The organism is Pseudomonas sp. IT-347P, assembly GCF_949768005.1.
In the GTDB taxonomy this organism is placed as follows: domain Bacteria; phylum Pseudomonadota; class Gammaproteobacteria; order Pseudomonadales; family Pseudomonadaceae; genus Aquipseudomonas.
On record NZ_CATKPQ010000055.1, the window covers coordinates 415,385 to 435,788 of the forward strand.

Below are 20,404 nucleotides of genomic sequence, written 5' to 3' on the forward strand. Positions count from 1 at the left end.
AAACCATAGCAGTAAAAATTGCGGTCTGTCGCTACGGCGAACACTGCAGGAGCTGCCGAAGGCTGCGATTTTTTGATTTTGATTTAAAACCAGGATCAAAAGATCGCTGCCTTCGGCACCTCCTGCAAGCAATCAGGCTTTTGGCAGCGCCAGGCCTTGGCCCATCTGCACAGGCGAACCAGCGACCAGTTCTTCAGCCCACTTCACCTGATCCGGCCCGAACAGCACGATCGCGGTCGAACCCAGCTTGAAGCGCCCCAGTTCCGCGCCTTTTTCCAGATGGATCGGCGCACGGGCGGCTTCGTCGTAGCGGAAGGTTTTCAGTTCGCGCTTCGGCGGGGTGACCAGACCGGCCCATACGGTTTCGATCGAAGCGACGATCATCGCGCCGACCAGCACCACGGCCATCGGCCCGCGCTCGGTGTCGAAGATGCACGCCACGCGCTCGTTGCGGGCGAACAGTTCCGGGACGTTTTCCGCGGTGGTCTGGTTGACCGAGAAGATCCGGCCCGGGATGTAGACCATTTCGCGCAGGGTGCCGGCCAGCGGCATGTGCACGCGGTGGTAGTCCTTCGGCGACAGGTAAATAGTGGCGAAATCACCGCCCATGAACGGAGCCGCGTTGGCCGCATCACCGCCCAGCAGTTCCAGCACACTGAAGCTGTGACCCTTGGCCTGGAATACGCGACCGTGTTCGATCGGGCCGAGTTGGCTGACCGCACCGTCAGCCGGGCTGAGGATCGCACCCGGGGTTTCGTCCAGCGGACGCGCGCCGTCTTTCAGGGCACGGGTGAAGAACGCATTGAAGTGCTCGTAAGCCGTGAGGTCTTCGACCAGCGCTTGCGACATGTCCACTTGATAGCGCTTGGCGAACCACTGGGTGAAGGCATTCTTGAACCAGCGTACGCGGCACTCGGCAATGCAACCGGCCAGGCGCGACAGCAGGTGGTGAGGCAGCAGGTACTGGCTGAGGATAAACAGACGCTCTTTCATTAGTTGTCCTTGGAAGCTTGAATCTCGACAGGCGTGTCAGGGTGGTTACCCCATTCGCCCCAGGAACCGGCGTAGCCCTTGACCCGCGGATAACCGAGGGACTTGGCCACCAGATAAGTGAAGCCCGACCGGTGATGGGTCTGGCAGTGGGTAATGATTTCTTTGTCCTTGGTGATCCCCAGACCTTCGAGGATCTGCGGCATGTCACTGCGAATGCGCAGCTGACGCGCCTTGTCCATGCCCGCCGTCCATTCGAAATTGACCGCGCCGGGGATGTGCCCGCCCTTGGCTGCCAGCACTTTCTCACCGGAGTATTCCAGTGGCCCGCGCGCATCCCAGATCGCCAGATCGGCAGCACCGAGGCGGCTTTGCAGGTATTCGCGTGTGGCCGTCGGATCATCGTGCAGGGTCAGCTCCACCGGGCCGCCCACCGCAGGCGGAACCTGGATGGACATCGGCATGCCTGCCGCCAGCCACGCCGGCAGACCACCGTCGACGTAGTGATATTTGTCGTGACCGATCACATCGAGCAACCAGATGAAACGCCCGGCCCAACCGCCGCCTTCATCGTCATAGACCACGTAGACCGCGTCTTTGCGATGGCCCAGTTCACCGAACAACGCTTCCAGATCGGCTTTCGCCGGCAGCAGGCCCGGTGCCGGCGGCTGGCCGAGCTGGGTGCGTTTCGGGTCGACAAAGCGTGCGCCGGGAAGATGACCTTCGGCATAACGGGCAGGGCTGGTCAGATCCACCAGAATCAGTTCAGGGGATTCGAGACGCGGGAGCAGGTCGCTCGCCTCGATGACGAGCGGCAAGCCAGAGAAGTCAGACATGTGAGGTCTCCAGAGCACAAAGGGGAGGATTGTAGCGCAGCCTCATCGGCCACGGCTGCTAAAGCTGTGCAGGGCTTTTTCGATGCACTGCGCGGTTTTGCCAAAGGCTTGCACGGTGATGTCGGCGAACGGCCCGCCGCCCTGGTCGGCGACGACGATCATGATCACCCGGCCATTGTTGACCAGAGAGCGCAGGAACAGGTGCTCGCCGCGAAACAGCGTGCGCAGGCTCGCCGGCAGCAAGGCAGAGAATTGTGCGTTGTTCTCGGGAGTTATCCGCACCTGCGCCTGTTGCGCGAGCAAGCGTTGCAGGACCTTGCTCTGGCTGACGAGAAAACTCAGTGCCGCCGCTTCTTTCGGCAGACCGGCGATTTGATGCACGCGCAGGGTCGAGTGCGTGCGGTCAGCCATCAGAATCATTACCCGGCGCATGCCGCTGGCCACTAATGCCTCGCGAGCCGCAACCGTCAGACTCATCGCGTTGGTGAACCGGCTGGGTTCGGCCAGCAGCTCGGCGCATTGCCGGCGCCATTGGCTCAGATCCTCGGCATTCGGCGCCGCGGCCGGGAGCATGCCGGCGGGCAAGCGACGTGAGCCCCACGGCCAGATCAGCGAAACCGCCGGGTGCCAGAGGTCGGGCATCGCATGATGACGCGCACTGTTGGCGGCTTGCTGGTGCAACTGTTGTTGCACTTCGTCCATGGAAATTTGCAGGTAAAGGCTGGTCAGGTACTGCCAGCGTTCGCTGTGCGGACTGTCCCACGCCTGTTGCGCCGACAGCGCCAGGCCGTTGGCCAGCAGCACCGTGTTGGCCGGCTGGTTGAGCCAGCGGCGCAAGGTTGGATCGTCATCGAGGCGATTTTGCTGGCGCAGTGGATGGTCACTGTCGCGGGCGATGCGCAGCACTTTGACCAGTTCGCGCTGTTCGCTGAGCAGCAGTTTATAACCCTGCTGCACCCAGATCGGCAGATGCCAGGCTTGCACCAGCGCCTCGGCGACTTTCAGCAGGCGCACGCCGAACAATTGTTTCTCGACCACGCGGGCCGATTCACCCTTGTGGATAACCCGTATCTCCCACTCTTCGAGCAACTGCGGATAGGTCAACGCCAATGGCCATAGCGGCGACAGAAACAGCAGGCTGCCCCAATGAATGTCCTGCCACAGCCGTGCCAGGCGGCTGGCGAAAAAACCGTTGGCCTGTTGCGTCGCGTGCTGGCTGATCATCTGCAATTGGCGCAGGGCCTTGGGGATTTGCATCTGCGGTTCGGCGGGCAGGCGCGCGAGCAATTCTTCGGTGCGGGCAAGGCCCAGGCGATTGATTGCCACCTCGAGATTTTCCGCTGGCGTGGCCATGGTGCCGTGGGTGTGACGATTCGCCTCACGGATGATGCTCAGGGCCAGCGCCGGACTGTCCTGCATCAGGTCGGCGATGTCGCGCAACGAGCTGCGGTTGTCGCGGATCGCCCGGCAGACTTTGTCGTGAGCCTCTTGCGGTACGGGCAGCCGGACGCTGTCGAGCAGCTTGACCCAGCCGTCGAGCGTGGCCGGTTTTGCGTGTGGGACGTTCGTTTCATTAGCCATGTCTGGACGGGATCTTCACTGACTGTAGACGCGCCCGGCATGGGCTAAATTGGCTTTTCGCCTGAACTGGCTATAGTCTGGCGCAGTTTTGCCGATAAGTAGAAGAAGAGATTTTTTAACTTCCGAATATGACCTTGAACCCGACTTAAACAAGTACTTTCTACCTATGGCTAAAATTATCGGCATCATCGTCGTATTCGCGAGCGTGCTCGGCGGATACGTGCTCTCCCACGGCAAGATTGCCGCCCTGATCCAGCCCTTCGAGGTGATGATCATCGGTGGTGCGGCACTGGGTGCATTCCTCCAGGCCAACCCCGGCTACATGACGATGCACGTGCTCAAGAAATCCCTGAGCATGTTCAGTTCGCGCTTCAGCCACACGTTCTATCTGGAAGTGCTCGGGCTGATCTACGAGATCCTCAACAAGAGCCGCCGCGAAGGCATGATGGCCATCGAGGGCGATATCGAAGACGCCGCCGCGAGCCCGATCTTCGCCAAGTACCCGGCAGTGCTCAAAGACGAGCGCATGACCGCGTTCATCTGCGATTACCTGCGCATCATGTCGTCCGGCAACATGGCGCCGCACGAGCTGGAAGGCTTGTTCGACATGGAGCTGTACAGCCTCAAAGAAGACCTCGAGCATCCATCGCACGCGGTGAACGGCATCGCCGACGCCATGCCCGGTTTCGGTATCGTTGCGGCGGTACTCGGTATCGTGGTGACCATGGCCTCGCTGGGTGAAGGCGATCAGAAGTCCATCGGTCTGCACGTCGGTGCGGCACTGGTCGGTACCTTCTTCGGTATTCTCGCGGCGTACGGTTTCTTTGGCCCGCTGGCGCATTCCCTGGCCCACGATGCCAAGGAAGAGCTGAACGTCTACGAAGCCATCAAGGCCTCGCTGGTGGCTTCGGCCTCCGGCATGCCGCCATCGCTGGCGGTCGAGTTTGGTCGCAAGGTGCTATACCCGGCCCACCGTCCAAGCTTTGCCGAGCTGGAACAAGCGGTTCGCGGTCGCTAAGTCATGGAAAATAATCAGCCGATTATCATCAAGCGCGTCAAGCGCATAGCCGGCGGGCATCACGGCGGGGCGTGGAAAATCGCCTTCGCCGACTTCGCCACGGCGATGATGGCGTTCTTCCTGGTGTTGTGGCTGCTGTCCACCGCCACACCGGAACAGAAGATCGCTATCGCCGGTTACTTCAAGGATCCGGTCGGCTTCTCCGAAAGCGGCACGCCATACATCATCGACCTGGGCGGCACGCCGACCCTGGCGCCGGAAAACACCCTCAACCCGGAAGTGAAATCGCAGCCGCAGCCTGACAAGGTCACGGTCGATACCGAACAGGTTGAAGGCATGGCCGAGCAGGTCGAGAAAGAACGTCTGGAGTTGCTGCTGCAAGAACTGCAGAACAAGGTCGACGAGAACCCGCAACTGCAGAAGTTCAAGGATCAGATCCTCTTCGAGATCACCCCGAACGGCTTGCGCATCCAGATCATGGACGCCGAGAACCGGCCGATGTTCGACTCAGGCTCTGCCCGCCTGAAGCCGTATTTCGAAGACATCCTGCTGGCCATGGCTGACACCATCAAAGCGGTGCCGAACAAGATCAGCATCAGCGGCCACACCGATGCCAAGCCGTACATCGGCACCGGCGATTTCGGTAACTGGGAACTGTCGGCCAACCGTGCCAACGCTGCCCGTCGTGCCTTGGTCGCCGGTAGCTACCCGGACTCGCAGGTGGCGCGGGTGGTGGGTTATGCCTCGTCGGCGCTGTTCGACAAGGAAAACCCGTTCAACCCGGTCAACCGCCGCATCGATATCGTCGTGCTGACGAAGAAGGCCCAGGCGGCCATCGAAGGCGCGCAAGGTGCCGACGCGGCGAAACCGGCGGATCAGAGTCAGAACGGCAACGCTCCGGCGACACCGGTTGATCCGAACGCGCTGCCGGCGGATCAGCAACCGGTGCCTGCGCACGAGTTGCGCGAACGGCTGAATCTGTTCGACGACGCCGCACCGAAGCCGGCCGGGCCGGGGAGTGCGGCGCCAATGCCTGCGCCCATTGCACCGGCAGGCACTGCTCCGGCTCCCGCGCCAAGGCAGTGATCCACAAATAAGCCGCGAGATGATCGCGGCTTTTTTACGTCTGTCAGAACCCGCGCCGAATGCGGTTTTTCAGTTGCTCATGGAAAATCTCGGCGTTGCGTTTATAGGTGCCGCTAAAGGACTCGTTGCTCGAATCCAGCGTCATTGAACGCTTGCTCGAGACCTCCTCACGGTAGGCATCAATAAAAAAATCCAGATCACTGGCCGTGCTCAACTTCGGCCATTTATCCAGATACAGCGGCAATTGCGCCGGCCCTGTCTTGAACGAACAGATTCTTCGGTTGCTGATAGTCGCCTCACCGATTTCAAACGGCACCCACCACGACAGCGCGGTCTGCTCCGAAACCACCGCCAGCAAGTGCGTGCACTCGGTGATGTTGCGGGTAATGACGCCGGTGATGTCGTCGGTGGTTTGCGATTCCGGGTCCAGCACGTCGAGGTAGGTCTTGATGTTGGCCTGCATCAAGCGGCTGTTGATGGCGATGGCGTGGGCGCGATCCATGTGGCGGTAGCTGATGAAAACGGGCATCAGAAGTGTCCTTTCAGGGCGAGTTCACGATAGTAGGCGCCGAGGGCGGTGAGGCGGCAGCCGGTGGAATGGATGGCGGCGTAATACATGTGCTCGGCGTCTACCGGTTCGATCAGGCTGTGGCGATTGCACATTTGCAGTTGTTTGAAGATGTCGCCGTGATCCGCATCGAACGAGGGCTCGGTGGGCTCGTAACTTGGATCGAGCCTGAAGACGAAACTCGGCTCGGGGAACCAGTCCTTGAGTTTGCGCAGGGTTTCTTCGGCAATCAGCGGCGCCACTTCACGCAGCGGTACAAACTGAGAAACATTGGTCTTGAACACCGGGCGCTGCTCCCAGGCGCCCAGGGCATTGTCGACAAACGAGTAAACGCTACCCGGCGTGACCTTGCCGAGCACGTTGGCGGCTCCCCCATGCAGCGCTTGCAGCAGCAAATCGGTGAACACGCCATGGCCGCGACTTTCCAGAGCAGGCTGTTCTTTTTTACAGGCCGTGAGAATGGTCATGCCTTCGCCAATCACACTGCGACCACCGCGCAAACCGCGCATGGCAGCGGCCGCGCCGGCCTGGCAGCAATCGAGGATGATGATTTTGTTCTTGATGTGCGGGGCTTTGTCCGCCCATTCCAGAATGTCGCTTATACGAATGCCTTCGCCACCGATCTGATAGTCCTGTGGAATCAGCAGCCCTTCGTCGATGCTGGTATCGAACTGACCGTGACCGGCGAAGTACAACAGGGCCACGTCGCAGTCGCCGGAAAACAGGCTCTGAATCTGTTGCTTCATGGTGTTGAGGCTCAGATTCTCCTCCGCTGAGGTCAGCACTTTACTGGCGAAGTTCGGGCGCCCGTTGGCGTGACGTTCCAGCACCGACGCCATGGCCATTGCATCGTTGTTGCAGCCGCTCAAAGGTGCGACATGGAGGTAATGATTGATGCCGATAAACAGTCCCTTGCGCATGGTTAAACCGCCGTATGCAGGCGAATCGCGCTAACGATGCTTTTGGTGCTCCATGCGCATTCGGCGTTTGCGGCGTTGCGCACGACCGTGGAAATGCGCTCGGCGCCGAAAGGCTTGATCGCGATGATGACCTTGCCCATACGCTTGGCGATCTCGATTTCCTTGTTGATCCACTTACTGTAAGTCGAATACATGCCCGCCATGATCAGCACCGCTGAGCAAGGGCGGATCTTGTTCTCGATGGCTTCTTCCAGTTGCCTGTCGGTTTGCGCGCCCATGATCGGGTTGTGCGGCGGCACGGAAAAATTCTTGAAGGTGAAACCCGGTTGCGCGCCGAGCAGGCGTACCAGATTGTCGTGGGCGTGGGAATAGCTCCACGAATGGCTGATGAACAAATGATAGGTTTGCATAGGGTTCCTCGGAAGTCGCGAAAAGGCGAAGGAGGAAGTGACTGTAGGCATCTGCGTGATGCCTACAAGGTGCTGAAGACAAAAGAGAAATGTCCTGCAAGCAGGCGTGCTGAAGCCCTACAGAAAGCTCTGAAGTTTAAGTGTTCGGGGGAATTGTCAGACGTGATCCTACGGCCGGCAGCCCTGCGCTTCAGGGCCGCCGGTACGGCTGTTTAATAACCGTTTTCGGGGAGGCTGGCGATGATCGAGCGGTAGCTATTCATGCGCTGCTGCTGGATACGACCATCCTCCAGCGCCTTGAGCAATGCACAACCCGGTTCGCGATCGTGCTTGCAGTCGCGGAAACGGCAAGTGCCGAGCAAATCATCGAACTCGATGAAACCCGCTTCAACGTCGGCACGGCTGACGTGGCCGAGGCCGAATTCGCGGATACCCGGAGAGTCGATCAACTCGCCGCCACCGGGGAAGTGGAACAGGCGTGCAGTGGTCGTCGTGTGCGTGCCCTGGCCGGACAGCTCGGACAACGGTCCGACGCGGGTTTCAACCTCAGGCAACAGGCTGTTGACCAGCGATGACTTGCCGACACCGGACTGGCCGACGAAGACGCTGATGCGGCCGTCGAGTTGCTGTTGCAGTTGTTCCATGCCGTTGCCGTGGTGCGCCGACACTTCCAGTACCGGATAACCGAGCGTGCGATACACCGCCAGCAGCGCATTCAGCGCCGGGGCGTTCTGCTCGTCGATCAGGTCGAATTTGTTCAGCAGCAGCAACGGCCGGATGCCGGCGTGTTCGGCGGCGACCAGGTAGCGGTCGATCAGGTTGGCGTGGGGCTCGGGCAGCGGTGCGAAGACGATGACGATCATGTCGACGTTGGCCGCAACCGGTTTGAGCTGGCCGCGGCTGTCCGGGCGGCACAGCTCGGTGGTGCGCGGCAGTTGCGCGACGATCACCCCGATGCCCTGGTTGCCCGCACGCCAGACCACTTTGTCGCCGGTTACCAGTGCTGGCAGGTTGGCGCGCAAATGGCAGCGGAACACCTGGCCTGCCAGTTCGCCGTCAACGGCTTCGACTTCGACCTGCACACCGAAGTGCGCGATCACCAAGCCATGTTGTTCAGGGCCAAGGTCGCCGCCCTCGAGGGCTTCGACCGCCGAGGACTCGCGTTTGGCGGCGCGTGCGGCGCGCTCGCCCTGAATCTTTTCGATGCGCCAGTTTTGACGACGATTGAGTTGGCGTTTGGCCATGGGTGTTCCGTCTGAAGAATGCAGCGATTAGGTAAAACGGCCGCGAGTTTAGCACGCCCGGGCACCGGCCTAGGCTAAACTGCGCAGCATTGCCTAGGAGCCCGAATATGCAAAACCCGCAGAACCTGATCTGGATCGACCTGGAAATGACCGGTCTGGATCCGGAAAACGACGTCATCATCGAAATGGCCACGATCGTCACCGACAGCGATCTGAACACCCTGGCCGAAGGCCCGGTGATCGCCATTCACCACAGTGACGAAGTGCTCGCGCGCATGGACGAGTGGAACACGCGCACCCACGGCAACTCCGGCCTGACCCAGCGTGTGCGCGACAGCCGCATCAGCATGGCCGAAGCCGAGGCCGAAACCATCGCCTTCCTGGAAAAATGGGTGCCGAAGGGTAAGTCGCCGATTTGCGGCAACAGCATTTGTCAGGATCGTCGCTTCCTTTATACCCACATGAAAGCGCTGGAAAGCTATTTCCACTACCGCAACCTCGACGTCTCTACGCTCAAGGAACTGGCGGCGCGCTGGGCGCCGGACGTGCGCGACAGCTTCCAGAAAGGCAGCACACACCTGGCGCTGGACGACATCCGCGAATCGATCGCCGAGCTGCAGCATTACCGCAAGCATTTCATCAAGTTCTGATACAACGGCTGCGCCTTGACGCTTTCGCGAACAGGCTCGTTTCCACAGTCAGGATTGCGCTTTCCCTGCGCAAGCGAGCCGGCTCGCAAAGGTGCCGTCCTGCGCCCTCTTCTGGTGCGGCGCCGAAATGGCTAGACTGCGCGCCTTCCTGCCAGGACCGCCGCCATGTTGCTGATGCTCTATCTGATTGCCATCACCGCCGAAGCCATGACCGGCGCGCTGTCTGCCGGCCGTCGCGGCATGGACTGGTTCGGGGTGGTGCTGATCGCCTGCGTCACGGCATTGGGTGGCGGATCCGTGCGCGATGTGCTGCTCGGCCATTACCCGCTGACCTGGGTCAAACACCCGGAATATCTGGTGCTCACCTCAGTGGCAGCGATGTTCACAGTGTTTACCGCGCGCTGGATGCGTCATTTACGCTCGCTGTTTCTGGTACTTGATGCGGTGGGACTGGTGGCGTTCACCCTGATCGGCTGCATGACCGCTCTGGAAATGGGCCACGGTATGTTGGTGGCGTCAGTCAGCGGGGTAATCACCGGGGTATTTGGCGGCATCCTGCGCGATATTTTCTGCAACGACATTCCTCTGATTTTTCGGCGTGAACTGTACGCGAGCGTCTCCTTCGCCGCAGCATGGTGCTACATGCTGTGTCTTTATCTGAATGTGCCCGGTGAACAAGCCATTCTGATTACGCTGTTCGGCGGATTTTTGTTACGTCTGCTAGCCATCCGTTTTCATTGGGAAATGCCCAAGTTTGTTTATAACGACGAGCATTGATAGTTCACTGTTTATCCGCGTGAGTCGGGTTTGTTGCTTTAAGTGATGTTCGCGTGAGTGCATGTTTCTTACATTTTTGGTTTTTGCTTTCTTTGAGTTGCGTGTTACTACTTTTACGACATCAATTTTGATGTCGAATTTTTGGAAGTAACATTAAGTCAAAGGTAGTCTGTCATGAATGAAATCACGGAAGAAGCACAAGGCCGACCAGTCAATACTGGAGCTTTTGATAGCCTTACATTATTCAAAGTGAAGTTTGACGCCGCTGAAAGTACGCAAAGCAAAGAATTGTTCGGTAATGGCCGCATGCAGATCAAGGTGCAAGTACTTGTTGCCGGAGCCGACGCCAATGGCAATGCGGTTCATGTGCCGACAGAGGTGATGGACAGCATCAAGCTTGTTCATTACCAGACCGGCCAGTCCCTTGCCGATGGCTGGCAGGCCAGCAACGAGCAAGGCCGATTCACGCTGGAGTCGCATTACACTGCCAATACCGTGCTCGACTCCGATGACGATGACTCCGTACATCCGCAAGTGCGGACCTTCTGGGTATCTTCCGCTGGCGCCGGAGAAACTCAGGTTGCTGCTCGTTTGACTTTCAACCAGCAAGTCATTCGCAGCAATGGCACGACCCTTTCCAGTGTTCACGACAGCAGTGTGACGCTGATTGCCAAGGCACCCGTCGCTTATTCCATCGACAGTTTCAGGTGGCAACAGGTTCGGCGGGGTAATGAAGAGCCTGGCAACCGGATCTGGAATTATTATCTGGGGCTTTATCCGCCAGGAGGGCAGCAAATCAGACTGGTGGACTGGGCCTTCGAAGGTGAGCGCGGGAATCATACATTTGCCTGGGGTAATAAGCTCTACGAGTGGAAAACCAATTATCTTAACGGAACCCTGGTTTTGCCCGAGCCGAGATATTTTAATCTAGTGCTGCCCTATGCCGGCGACCCTATCGCCTTTACGCTGTTTTCTGATGCAATTGCCACACAAACTAAAAGTTACAAAGTTGCGGTTAATGATCGCGACGGAGAACTGACCGTAGTACAAGCGCTGTCCGAATATTCCACCGTAAATCCGAAGAGCAGGCACGGTGACGTATTTCATTTTCGTGCCATCGATCAATACGGCACCGAGCATAAACTCGCCATTCATACGGATTTTGAAGAGCGCAGCTTTTCGCTGGCGCGTGGATGAGTTCGATGCAGTGAACGCTGGTTGTTAAAAAGGTAGGTATATATACCGCTTCAGGTGGTGCGCATCTGTAAAGTGTTTCTTCAACAACTTCATGACTGATTGCAGTCTTGAAACTTATAGACCAGCGTTTGTTGACTCCGTGGTGCTACGGAGTCAGCACACCACCACTCAAGGATGAGTTTCCATGGTTGGCAAACCACCCCGTAAACCTGTAACCGGAGTCTGGAAAAAGCCGGACCTCGACGCTGACGGCTCGCGGCGGACGCCGGATGGCGAAATCGGCTTATTGCCGTCGCTGCACGTTACTGAGCCCAGGCTTCCTGCGATCAGGTCGGAACCAGCGATGGTGAGCGCGGTTACTCCAGAGCAGGCGATCAGCGTCAGTCTGATGAACTCTATTACCGATGAAGTGATGCGGACCGCTGCAGGAGAGGTGCTGGCAGACTTTCGAATTGCGGCGCCGAGTTCGGTGACGCTCGACGCTCGAGGCATCTGGACATTCAAGCGGCGCGACTATGTAGCGATTGCCGAGGACCAATTTGTTCAGGTTGTCACCGATCCGGACAGCGGTCTGTTCAGGGCGACAAATTCCCGAGAGCTCAAACCCTCCGGCCCGTTGCTGGTTCCAGATAATGATCGCCGGTTCTGGTATCCGCTTGAGAGCGATGGCGTCACCTTCATTGATTCGATGCCAATGCACGCCGCGCAACTTTTTCGCCGCATGGGCCGCTCCGTGGCGAAGTTTTCCGGCGTCACGGTTGCACGCATGTTGGCGGTGAGCGGAGTCAATGAGTCAATACTGCGTGATGTGCTCGTTCATGATCGCCACGTGCCTTTTCTGCTTGAAGACACCGTCCGACGATTTGAACTTGATCAGCAGATTCAGGCAGAGGGGCGCCGGCTGCCAAATGAGAGCTTCGTCCGCTTCAAAGACCTTGAAGAGGTGTTCGAAGCCGATTGTGATGAAAGTACGTCGCGAATGCGCCGGGTGTTTCCTGATCTGCCAAAAACGGCTGCGCAGGCGATATGGCGTAATGCGAGCGCTGCCGAGCACTTGCATATGCAAAATCACCCGGGCATACCGCAGGCGCTGGCGAAAGAAGCACTGGTGGCGTTGCGGGATATTCGTCTTGCAAGAGCATGTGAAGGTATTTATCTGGAGACAGTTTCCAATCCGGACAGTGACCGGTTGGTGCTGCACATGATCGGCAATATTGCGGATTGGCCACGGCAGATTCGCATCGAGATTCGCCGGGGTGCGATCGACGGAGAGGTTTTGAGCGCTATAGGGGATGTCCGGTCGCCGGTTCGACACATACTGATCCGGCAGGATACGGGCTATACCATTCCCGGCAGTGGCGCCTCGACACTTCAAGGAGCGCACGATCTGTATTCGACGGTCGTGTCGCTATTGTCGCCAGTACAACGAAAGTCGTTTGGTGTAACAGAGGTGGGGAGTCGGGCGCTGCAGGAATTGATCCGCGCCCAACCTTTACCATCGCGTCAGCGCGTCAGTGACGTGCTGCGCCTACCCCCGCTGACACCTTTGAGTATCGGGACTTCAGAGCAAAACAGGCACACGGGTTTTCTGCGTGGGGGAGCCGATGACAGCCTCAAATCGAAAAAGTCTTTTGAAGATCGCCTGCGGGATCTTTACCCGGAGATGTCGGGCGATGACGTGACGGCGTTTATCCACGAACACCTGCAGCATGATTCTTCCGGTGTTTTGAATAGACTGGAGATAGAATTCTCGACACTGCGCCAGGAGTTAGAGGTGTGGTGTGATGAAGTGCCTCCACCTCCAATACTGGCGGGAGGGTGGAGCGCCGAGGCACTTGCTGAGCAACGGCAGTTGCGCCAGCGGTTCAGTCAGAATGTGCAAGCCATGTGGCAACGACAGCTGACGGCCAGTGCCGGAGAGGAAAGTTTTTCCTCTTTCGTCGATTTCATCGGTGAATTGCCGCCAATGAGCGTCCGATTCGAGCACGTGGCGGAGCTGGTGCTGGAGGCCCGCCATCCAGGCGTGAAGCTGGGTAGATTTCTCGACAGCTTCCCCACGCTGAGTTATCTGGTCCTTGAAAAGGTGCGCATGGATGATGGATTCGCTCCGGGTATTTTCCAGATGCGCGGCTTGCAACATTTGATCTTGAAAGATTGTTCACTTCGACTTTCTGAAGCTGATGCGGAAGGGCTTTCGAGAATCGAAACGCTGACCCTGCTGAGACTTGACGGAAATCCGTTGGGTGTTGCGCCTCATGTAGGATTTATGCAGCAGATGAAAGAGTTGTACTTTGGGCGTGCAGGCCTGAAGCAGATACCTTCCGGTATAGAGCAACTGCGGAGCCTGAAGTTGCTTGACTTGCACGATAACGACATCGTCGATGTAGGGTTTGATTTGTTTGAGATACCCGATACTCAGGACGTGTATGTCAACCTGATTGATAATCCGTTGAGTCAGACTGCACGATTGCATATCGATGAGTATCTTCAGAGTGCCAGTATGGATAGCCAGATCATTATCAGAACCCAGGAGCAGGAAGTAGAAGGGGTTTTCGAACTTTCCGATTTTTCTGATAGTGGTATGGGGTCTGACAGCGATTAAATAAATGCCCGGATATTCTTTCATATAGCAAACATCGTGCAGCGGCAATGTTATAGAGCCCATCTCTGTTTTCGTTTTTCAAACGACTTCAGAAGGTGGGTTTCAGGTGGGTAAGTGATTCGTGAATGAATGTTATGTGCGCTGTGCATTTCGACCGGTCGGATTTCGTGACGAATGACGGTTAAATTGTTTTAAGGTTTTTCCTGTTTATTTTTCATTATCACATTGGTTATGAAGCGTTTATTTATTTGATCTAATTGCATGGGTCAATGTGCGGGGTCGAGTGCGTCAAAAGGGTTTCGCTGCGTGACGCAGGATCCGGGGACAATATCGATACTGAGTCATTTGACACAGGATTATCCAAATAAGCCCGTGCGCACAGCTCAATTGGCTTTACACGTTTTTGATGAATACGGTACTGAACATAGAATTCGTATCAATCCCGATTTTGTCAGTTGTTCGTACATATTAAGTTGACGGAGGGGCAGGGATGTTGTGGTTTCATTGTTCTTTATGAAGTCAGCGGGACGCTGCTTTGTGTGCTTTTTCCAATAATAAAAGGATGTAATACATGGATAGTAAAACTTCTGATTCAGTGCATTCCAATGCATTCAATTTCGGTAGCTTCGTCGCCGGTGGGGTGGATCCGCGAACAGGTATATATAGCCTGGCGTTGACACTCGGGACCATACGCTCTGCCGATCTTAACGGTCCTGCATTTAATCTTGCCTTGGGCTTCAGCCCCCTTAATACGCATAACGCAGGCTATGGCACAGGGTGGTCGCTGTCGACCAGTCGCTATGACGTGCGCAGTAAGGTCATGACATTGGCCAGCGGCGAGATCTATAAAGCCTCTGAAACACCTGATGCATTGTTCTTCAAGGAAATGAAGCTGGAGAGCGCCAAGGTTCTGAAAACAGGCACCGGGCGCTTTGAAGTTCGCTACAAGGATGGCCGGCGCGAAGAACTCGAAGTGTTTGGCGCCACGCATATCGCCGTCCCCATCAGGATCTTCGCGGCGAACGGTGCAAGCATCGCGTTGAAATATGCTCTGTTCAATGAGCAACCCATGCTTGTGGAAATCAGCGACGCAAAGAGAAAGTTGCTCAAAGTCAGCCGCACTGCTGGCGGGCTTACGTTGACCCAGAATCCTGATACGCCAGACAGCGCTGATTTTTCGATGACGTTCAAGAATGCACGCGTCACTGCTATCGGTTTACCGCAAGGCAGGGGGTGGGACCTCCAGTACGAAGTCATAGACGGCATCAGCTATGTCAAACGTGTGGAGTCGCCCCTCGGCGCCGTGGAGAACATTCGCTACAAACGCGTCGGTCATCTGATTCCAGGTTTGGGGGGCGTGCAAAGTCTGCCATACGTGATTGCCCATGACATTTTCGCCAAGCAAGGGCAGCGAAAACTGGTCAAGACGTACACCTATTCGGACCGGAACTACCTGGGACATGGTGTACCGCCTGACAGCGCGGATGACGGTGATCCTCTGTATCGTGCTCCGGGAAATTACCAGTACAGCTCCACTGAGAAGTTGATTGTGGGAGAGAGGCTTCATACTCACACCAAACGCACTTACAACAAATTTCATCTGTTGGTCTCTGAAGTCACCACGTGCAATGACGCTGTCGCTTCGACTTCTACCGAGTATCACTGCGACGTCAACAAGCCGCTTGCCCGGCAGAATGCGCAATTCCGGATGCCTAAGTCGCAGACCCTCGGTTACCAAAACAGCACCACCAAGAAGACGCGCACCGAGACGTCCACCACTGAGTTTGATTCAGCCGGCAATCTGGTCAGGCAGGAACACACCAGTGGTGTGGTCACGCAGTTCGAATACTATCCGGACACCGAATCAAAGGACTGCCCGAAAGATCCTCTAGGATTTGTCCGCTTTCTGAAACAGAAGACGGTGACACCCGCGGTTGGCGGTGGTGCCTCTACCGTTACGCGCTATCGATATGCTCTGCATCCCGCTCTCGAAGGCGCAACGCTGGCCAATGTCCTACCCGTCCAGGAGTGTTTTTTCGAGTTGGTCGGCGGAAAAGAGATTCTACGTTCCCAAGTCGACCTGACTTATCTGCAGGCACCCACCGACCCCGCCAGGCACGGCTTGCTGCATCGGCAAAGCGTTACCCGCAATGCCATGACGACCCGCATCGATTACTCGTATGCGCTCGACGGTACCAAGCTGGTGCTGAAGAAAACCGTGTGCGGTTTTGACGGTACATCCAGCTCGAGCGAGCAAACCTTCTCGACCTTGAGCGGACTGGTGTTGTCCGAGTGCGATGCCGACGGCAGCGTAATCGAGTACCAATACGACAAGCTTGGCCGGCGTCTGCGCAAGACACTCGCCCCCGGTAAGTCTTGCGCCTTTTCTACCCATTGGAGCTACCAGGCTGCTGAGGGTAACGAGCCTGCGACAATGACGACGGCAGACTCGTCAGGCGGCATGCAAATAGCCACTTACGATGCGCTGGGACGCCTCTGTAAAATTCAGGAAAAGGATTGCGACCACCCTGACCCGCAAGGCAACTGCCTGATGCGCACGGCCTACACTGCCCTCCATGACCAGTCCGGACGGCCAGTCGAGGTCATCCACAGCGACTTTTGGGGTGGCCAGGTGCGAGAGGTCAAGACGCAATTCATTTATGACAGCTGGGGGCAGGTGACAGAGACCCGCCACGGCGATGGGCGAATCGAGCACAGTGTGTTCGATCCGACCAGCCGTCAGCAGCAACACTGGCAGCAGGGCTTGGGCAAGACGGTCACCGCCGTCAATGCTTTCGGTAAACCGGACAGTGTCGAGGTGTTCGGCCTCAAAGAGCAGAGCCTGGGAAAAACCGTTTATGAGTATGACGGTTTGGGCCGCACCCTTAATCAGACTGATCCGGCAGGCAACAAGACTTGCTACGAATACGATGTGTTCGACAGGATGGTTCGCAGTGTTTTGCCGGACGGCCAGGCCGTGGAAACCACCTTCGCAGTCCACAGCACCGACGAGCTGCCGGTAGACATCAAAGTTGCCGGTTTTCCGTTGGGGCAACAAAGGTTTGATGGCTTGAACCGTATGACTGAGATGTCAGTGGGAGGGCGTAAGTCGGTCCTCAGTTACGAGGCCGGTCGCAGCCTGCCCAAGTCATCCACCGATGCCTCGGGTCAGAAGATCGAGTTCGTCCATGCACCTGAGCTGGGCGGATTGTTGACTGAGCGCAAAGCCGTGACCGAGGGGGAAGGTGAAAGTGGGTTGACCACCTCGTTTACCTACGATGCCCTGAACGGAAAAACCAAAAGCTGCATCGAACAGGGTCGTGAGCGTCATTTCGAGTATTTTCCTTCGGGCCGCCTGAAGTCGGAAACCAGCCGTTATGGTGAGCAACGCAAGACGGTTTCTCATACCTATTCTTTCGCTGGTCTGCCGCTGACTTACACGGATGTACTGGGTACAAAGCATCAGACCGAGTACGACAACCGTGGGCGTAGAACTTCATTCAAGCAAGGTGCGCTGCAGGCTGGTTTTTTCTATGACCAGCGCGGTCTGCTGGAAAAGATCGAAACGCGCGACACTTCGACCAAGCGACTTTTGACGACGCGCCTGACGTACGACGATATCGGGCGTGAAGCAAGCCGGAGTTTTGAAGTCAACGGTCTGCCCACCCAGACGCTGACCTCCAGTTACACCCTGGCCGGCAAGCTGGCGCAGAGGATTTTGAAGCGCGGCGCATTTGTGCTGCGCGATGAGCGATTCACTTACGATGCGCGCGGACGCCTCACGCGTTACGACTGTGATGGCAGCCAGCGGCCACGGGATCCCTACGGCAAGGAAATTGTCCGGCAAATATTCACCTTCGACGCGCTGGATAACATCCTGACACTGCAAACCACCTTTCCCCAAGGCACCAATCTGACGACCTTCATTTTCAGCGAAGTCGATCCGGCGCAGCTCATTGGCGTGACGCACTCCCATGCTGACTATCCCGCGCCGGTCACTCTGGAGTACGACGCCAACGGCCGGATGATCAAGGACGATCAGTCGCGTACCCTGACTTATGACGCCTTCGGTCGGCTGTCTCAAGTGAACAACGCACGAGGCGAAGTGCTGCGGGGTTTCCATTACGACGGCTTTGACCGAATCGTCGAACTGTCGCAACCGCGAATGCCGGATTTGCAGCGCTACTATCACCACTCCACCGTCAGCAGCGAAATCCGCGGCGCCGATTCATGCAGTGTCGTGCGTAATGACGGGTGGTTACTGGGGCAGCAGCAATTCGGAGCGGACGCAGGCAGCCGGATCTTCGGCACGGATCAACAACAGAGTGTGTTGACCCAGCTGGATGGGGCGCAATGGCAAGACACCGCTTACAGCCCTTATGGGCATCATGCTGCCGAAGGCGGGTTGTTCAGTCTCGCGGGTTTCAACGGCGAGCAACTGGATACCGTCACAGGCCTGTACCTGCTCGGCAACGGTTACCGGGCCTACAGCCCGACCCTGATGCGGTTCACCAGCCCCGACAGCATGAGTCCGTTTGGTGCGGGCGGTGTGAATGCTTATGCCTACTGCCTGGGCGATCCGGTCAATCGCATTGACCCTACGGGACATGTCTCCTGGCAATCGATTGCGGGGATCGCCCTGGGTTTCTTGGGGATAGTCGCCAGCGTCGTGACTCTGGGTGCAGCCACACCGTTATCCCTGTTGGCCATGGGGTTGGGCATCGCGTCTGGAGTGACGGCCATCGGTAGTGAGGTAGCGTATGCGTATGACCCGCAATCCCGGGTTGGCGAAATACTCGGCTGGGTGAGCATGGGGCTGGGTATTGCGTCGGCTGCTGCCGGTGCACTGGCGGTTCGACAGGCCGTCGCGCAAACACTGAAGCCGCGCGCCTATCTTGTGAAACTGGCTGACGAGCCACCAGTCAGGATCGTTGAAAAGGAGTACGCGACGTTCGGCATGCCGCATAAGAAGGGAAGCGCCAAGTCAAGCGGAGCGAGAGGTGCTGCCGCGCAGGCGGAGCCGCCAACTGAATGGAGGCTGACCGAACAACCCGGTTTCAACAGCCTGCCAGATGGCAAGCCTGGCAACGTCGGAAGAACCCGATATGCCGACTTCGAAGCCGCTGTCAGAGGCAATGTCAAACCCAGTGAGGCTGTCCGGGCGTATCCGGGAAGCCTTCTGGAACCTTATCCCCATTACAAGGCCTATTACCCGAGAAGCATGCACTTGGGTTACGACCATATGCACGCGCGGATAGGGGGTGGGGCTCGGCTCTTTTACCTGGTGAACAACGAGACTAAACACTGTCACGTCGTGCAGCTTGGGATTCACGATCCGAGCTGGACGGTGGGGAGCCTGGCCATATGAATTTTTCTACTTCAAGCGTGGGTTAATAAAGTACCGACTTCAGGTATCTGATGGTTATGAACTACAGCGAGTGTTGACGCAACGCCCACTCCACATGCTCCCTGACCAGTTCTGACGGATAATCCCGTCGTGCCTTCAGCGCTTCCAGCACCGGAATCGTTGAAGGCGCGTTGCCCAGCCCCACCGCCAGATTGCGCAACCAGCGCTCATACCCGGCGCGGCGCAGCGGCGAGCCTTCGGTGTTGCTGAGAAACGTGTCTTCATCCCACATGAACAGTTCGGCCAGTTGCGCGTTGTCGAGATTGTGTCTTGGCTTGAAATCGCTTTCGCCGGACGGTTTGGCGAAGCGGTTCCACGGGCAGACGATCTGGCAGTCATCGCAGCCGAATACCCGATTGCCGATCAACCCACGCAGATCTTCGGGAATCGCGCTCTTCAGTTCGATGGTCAGGTACGAAATGCAGCGACGCGCGTCCAGCACGTAAGGGCCAACGAACGCGTTGGTCGGGCAGATATCGAGACACGCCGTGCAGCGGCCGCAATGTTCGCTACTGTGCGGTTCATCCACGGGCAATGGCAGGTCGACGAATAATTCACTCAGGAAGAAATAACTGCCGGCCTTGCGATTCAACACCAACGTGTTTTTACCGATCCAGCCCAGCCCGGCCTGTTCGGCGATGGCTTTCTCCAGCACCGGAGCGCTGTCAACGAAGGCGCGAAAACCGAAGGGGCCGATCTGTGCCTGAATCCTGTCGGCCAATTGTTGAACACGTTTACGGATCAATTTGTGGTAATCGCGGCCCAAGGCATAACGCGACACGTAAGCCTTTTCCGGCTCAGCCAGGCGTTTGGCCATTTCGGTATCGCCCGGCAGGTAGTCCATGCGCAGCGACACCACGCGCAAAGTGCCCGGCACCAATTCTTCGGGGTGCGAGCGTTTGCTGCCATGGGCGCCCATGTAGTCCATTTCGCCGTGGTAGCCAGCCTCTAGCCAGCGCGCAAGGTGCTGCTCATGCTCGGCCAGATCGAGGCCGCTGATGCCAACTTGCTGGAAGCCCAGCTCGCGGCCCCAATCCTTGATCGATTGGGCGAGGGCGGGCAGATCTGTAGTGATGGCGGACATGAGGCGAGAGAAACCGGAGCTGAGGTGCGTATAA

General features: G+C 57.5%; 15 protein-coding genes. 7 read left to right on the plus strand and 8 right to left on the minus strand.

The window, feature by feature from the left end:
• Positions 1-132: 132 nt before the first annotated feature.
• The 3 genes from asd to ACM6IV_RS21480 are packed head-to-tail and all read right to left on the minus strand — an operon-like array spanning position 133 to position 3,407.
• Positions 133-993 (minus strand): archaetidylserine decarboxylase, encoded by an 861-nt coding sequence (gene asd / locus ACM6IV_RS21470; RefSeq protein ID WP_024011354.1) that lies wholly within the window; start codon positions 991-993, stop codon positions 133-135.
• Positions 993-1,826, minus strand: a complete 834-nt coding sequence (gene rhdA, locus ACM6IV_RS21475; protein WP_414871543.1) for a thiosulfate sulfurtransferase — start codon at positions 1,824-1,826, stop codon at positions 993-995. The genes asd and rhdA overlap by 1 nt, the downstream gene beginning before the upstream one ends.
• Before the next feature lie 42 nt (positions 1,827-1,868).
• Entirely contained in the window at positions 1,869-3,407 is a 1,539-nt protein-coding gene (locus ACM6IV_RS21480) for an HDOD domain-containing protein (protein ID WP_414871544.1), read from the minus strand.
• 166 nt (positions 3,408-3,573) lie between these two features.
• On the opposite strand from ACM6IV_RS21480, the gene motA reads away from it, so the two are divergent.
• Both motA and motB read left to right on the plus strand, forming a co-directional pair.
• Positions 3,574-4,425, plus strand: coding sequence for a flagellar motor stator protein MotA (gene motA / locus ACM6IV_RS21485; protein WP_007952169.1), 852 nt, complete (start codon positions 3,574-3,576; stop codon positions 4,423-4,425).
• Positions 4,426-4,428: 3 nt separating this feature from the next.
• On the plus strand, positions 4,429-5,511 hold the full coding sequence (gene motB / locus ACM6IV_RS21490) for a flagellar motor protein MotB (RefSeq protein ID WP_414871545.1): 1,083 nt from the start codon (positions 4,429-4,431) through the stop codon (positions 5,509-5,511).
• Positions 5,512-5,554: 43 nt separating this feature from the next.
• Here the strand turns inward: motB and ACM6IV_RS21495 are convergent, their stop codons facing one another.
• The 4 genes from ACM6IV_RS21495 to rsgA form a co-directional block, all read right to left on the minus strand.
• Positions 5,555-6,040 (minus strand): toll/interleukin-1 receptor domain-containing protein, encoded by a 486-nt coding sequence (locus ACM6IV_RS21495; RefSeq protein ID WP_414871546.1) that lies wholly within the window; start codon positions 6,038-6,040, stop codon positions 5,555-5,557.
• Positions 6,040-6,999 (minus strand): caspase family protein, encoded by a 960-nt coding sequence (locus ACM6IV_RS21500; RefSeq protein ID WP_414871547.1) that lies wholly within the window; start codon positions 6,997-6,999, stop codon positions 6,040-6,042. Before ACM6IV_RS21500 ends, ACM6IV_RS21495 begins: the two co-directional genes overlap by 1 nt.
• 2 nt (positions 7,000-7,001) lie before the next feature.
• A complete protein-coding gene (locus tag ACM6IV_RS21505) occupies positions 7,002-7,409 on the minus strand; it encodes a TIR domain-containing protein (RefSeq protein WP_414871548.1) in 408 nt (135 codons plus the stop codon).
• A gap of 212 nt (positions 7,410-7,621) precedes the next feature.
• Positions 7,622-8,653 (minus strand): small ribosomal subunit biogenesis GTPase RsgA, encoded by a 1,032-nt coding sequence (gene rsgA / locus ACM6IV_RS21510; protein ID WP_332765254.1) that lies wholly within the window; start codon positions 8,651-8,653, stop codon positions 7,622-7,624.
• Positions 8,654-8,760: 107 nt separating this feature from the next.
• Between rsgA and orn the strand changes: the two genes are divergently transcribed.
• The 5 genes from orn (at position 8,761) to ACM6IV_RS21535 (ending at position 19,247) form a co-directional block, all read left to right on the plus strand.
• Positions 8,761-9,303: an oligoribonuclease gene (gene orn / locus ACM6IV_RS21515; RefSeq protein ID WP_414871549.1), complete on the plus strand. Its 543-nt coding sequence runs from the start codon at positions 8,761-8,763 to the stop codon at positions 9,301-9,303.
• Positions 9,304-9,468: 165 nt separating this feature from the next.
• Positions 9,469-10,080, plus strand: coding sequence for a trimeric intracellular cation channel family protein (locus ACM6IV_RS21520; RefSeq protein ID WP_137217697.1), 612 nt, complete (start codon positions 9,469-9,471; stop codon positions 10,078-10,080).
• A 174-nt stretch (positions 10,081-10,254) separates the two neighbouring features.
• Positions 10,255-11,277: a hypothetical protein gene (locus ACM6IV_RS21525; RefSeq protein WP_414871550.1), complete on the plus strand. Its 1,023-nt coding sequence runs from the start codon at positions 10,255-10,257 to the stop codon at positions 11,275-11,277.
• Between the two features lie 184 nt (positions 11,278-11,461).
• Positions 11,462-13,879 (plus strand): hypothetical protein, encoded by a 2,418-nt coding sequence (locus ACM6IV_RS21530; protein ID WP_414871551.1) that lies wholly within the window; start codon positions 11,462-11,464, stop codon positions 13,877-13,879.
• A 571-nt stretch (positions 13,880-14,450) separates the two neighbouring features.
• Positions 14,451-19,247 carry an RHS repeat-associated core domain-containing protein gene (locus tag ACM6IV_RS21535; protein WP_414871552.1) on the plus strand — a complete coding sequence of 1,599 codons (4,797 nt, stop codon included), beginning with the start codon at positions 14,451-14,453 and terminating at the stop codon, positions 19,245-19,247.
• 61 nt (positions 19,248-19,308) lie between these two features.
• Here the strand turns inward: ACM6IV_RS21535 and queG are convergent, their stop codons facing one another.
• The gene (gene queG / locus ACM6IV_RS21540; RefSeq protein ID WP_414871553.1) at positions 19,309-20,370 is read right to left on the minus strand and encodes a tRNA epoxyqueuosine(34) reductase QueG; all 1,062 of its coding nucleotides are present in this window, start codon (positions 20,368-20,370) and stop codon (positions 19,309-19,311) included.
• Positions 20,371-20,404 lie beyond the last annotated feature (34 nt).

Excerpts from the sequence above, each read along its gene's own strand:
- asd (WP_024011354.1), bottom strand. The coding sequence starts at position 993 with ATGAAAGAGCGTCTGTTTATCCTCAGCCAGTACCTGCTGCCTCACCAC.
- rhdA (WP_414871543.1), bottom strand. The coding sequence starts at position 1,826 with ATGTCTGACTTCTCTGGCTTGCCGCTCGTCATCGAGGCGAGCGACCTG.
- ACM6IV_RS21480 (WP_414871544.1), bottom strand. The coding sequence starts at position 3,407 with ATGGCTAATGAAACGAACGTCCCACACGCAAAACCGGCCACGCTCGAC.
- motA (WP_007952169.1), top strand. The coding sequence starts at position 3,574 with ATGGCTAAAATTATCGGCATCATCGTCGTATTCGCGAGCGTGCTCGGC.
- motB (WP_414871545.1), top strand. The coding sequence starts at position 4,429 with ATGGAAAATAATCAGCCGATTATCATCAAGCGCGTCAAGCGCATAGCC.
- ACM6IV_RS21495 (WP_414871546.1), bottom strand. The coding sequence starts at position 6,040 with ATGCCCGTTTTCATCAGCTACCGCCACATGGATCGCGCCCACGCCATC.
- ACM6IV_RS21500 (WP_414871547.1), bottom strand. The coding sequence starts at position 6,999 with ATGCGCAAGGGACTGTTTATCGGCATCAATCATTACCTCCATGTCGCA.
- ACM6IV_RS21505 (WP_414871548.1), bottom strand. The coding sequence starts at position 7,409 with ATGCAAACCTATCATTTGTTCATCAGCCATTCGTGGAGCTATTCCCAC.
- rsgA (WP_332765254.1), bottom strand. The coding sequence starts at position 8,653 with ATGGCCAAACGCCAACTCAATCGTCGTCAAAACTGGCGCATCGAAAAG.
- orn (WP_414871549.1), top strand. The coding sequence starts at position 8,761 with ATGCAAAACCCGCAGAACCTGATCTGGATCGACCTGGAAATGACCGGT.
- ACM6IV_RS21520 (WP_137217697.1), top strand. The coding sequence starts at position 9,469 with ATGTTGCTGATGCTCTATCTGATTGCCATCACCGCCGAAGCCATGACC.
- ACM6IV_RS21525 (WP_414871550.1), top strand. The coding sequence starts at position 10,255 with ATGAATGAAATCACGGAAGAAGCACAAGGCCGACCAGTCAATACTGGA.
- ACM6IV_RS21530 (WP_414871551.1), top strand. The coding sequence starts at position 11,462 with ATGGTTGGCAAACCACCCCGTAAACCTGTAACCGGAGTCTGGAAAAAG.
- ACM6IV_RS21535 (WP_414871552.1), top strand. The coding sequence starts at position 14,451 with ATGGATAGTAAAACTTCTGATTCAGTGCATTCCAATGCATTCAATTTC.
- queG (WP_414871553.1), bottom strand. The coding sequence starts at position 20,370 with ATGTCCGCCATCACTACAGATCTGCCCGCCCTCGCCCAATCGATCAAG.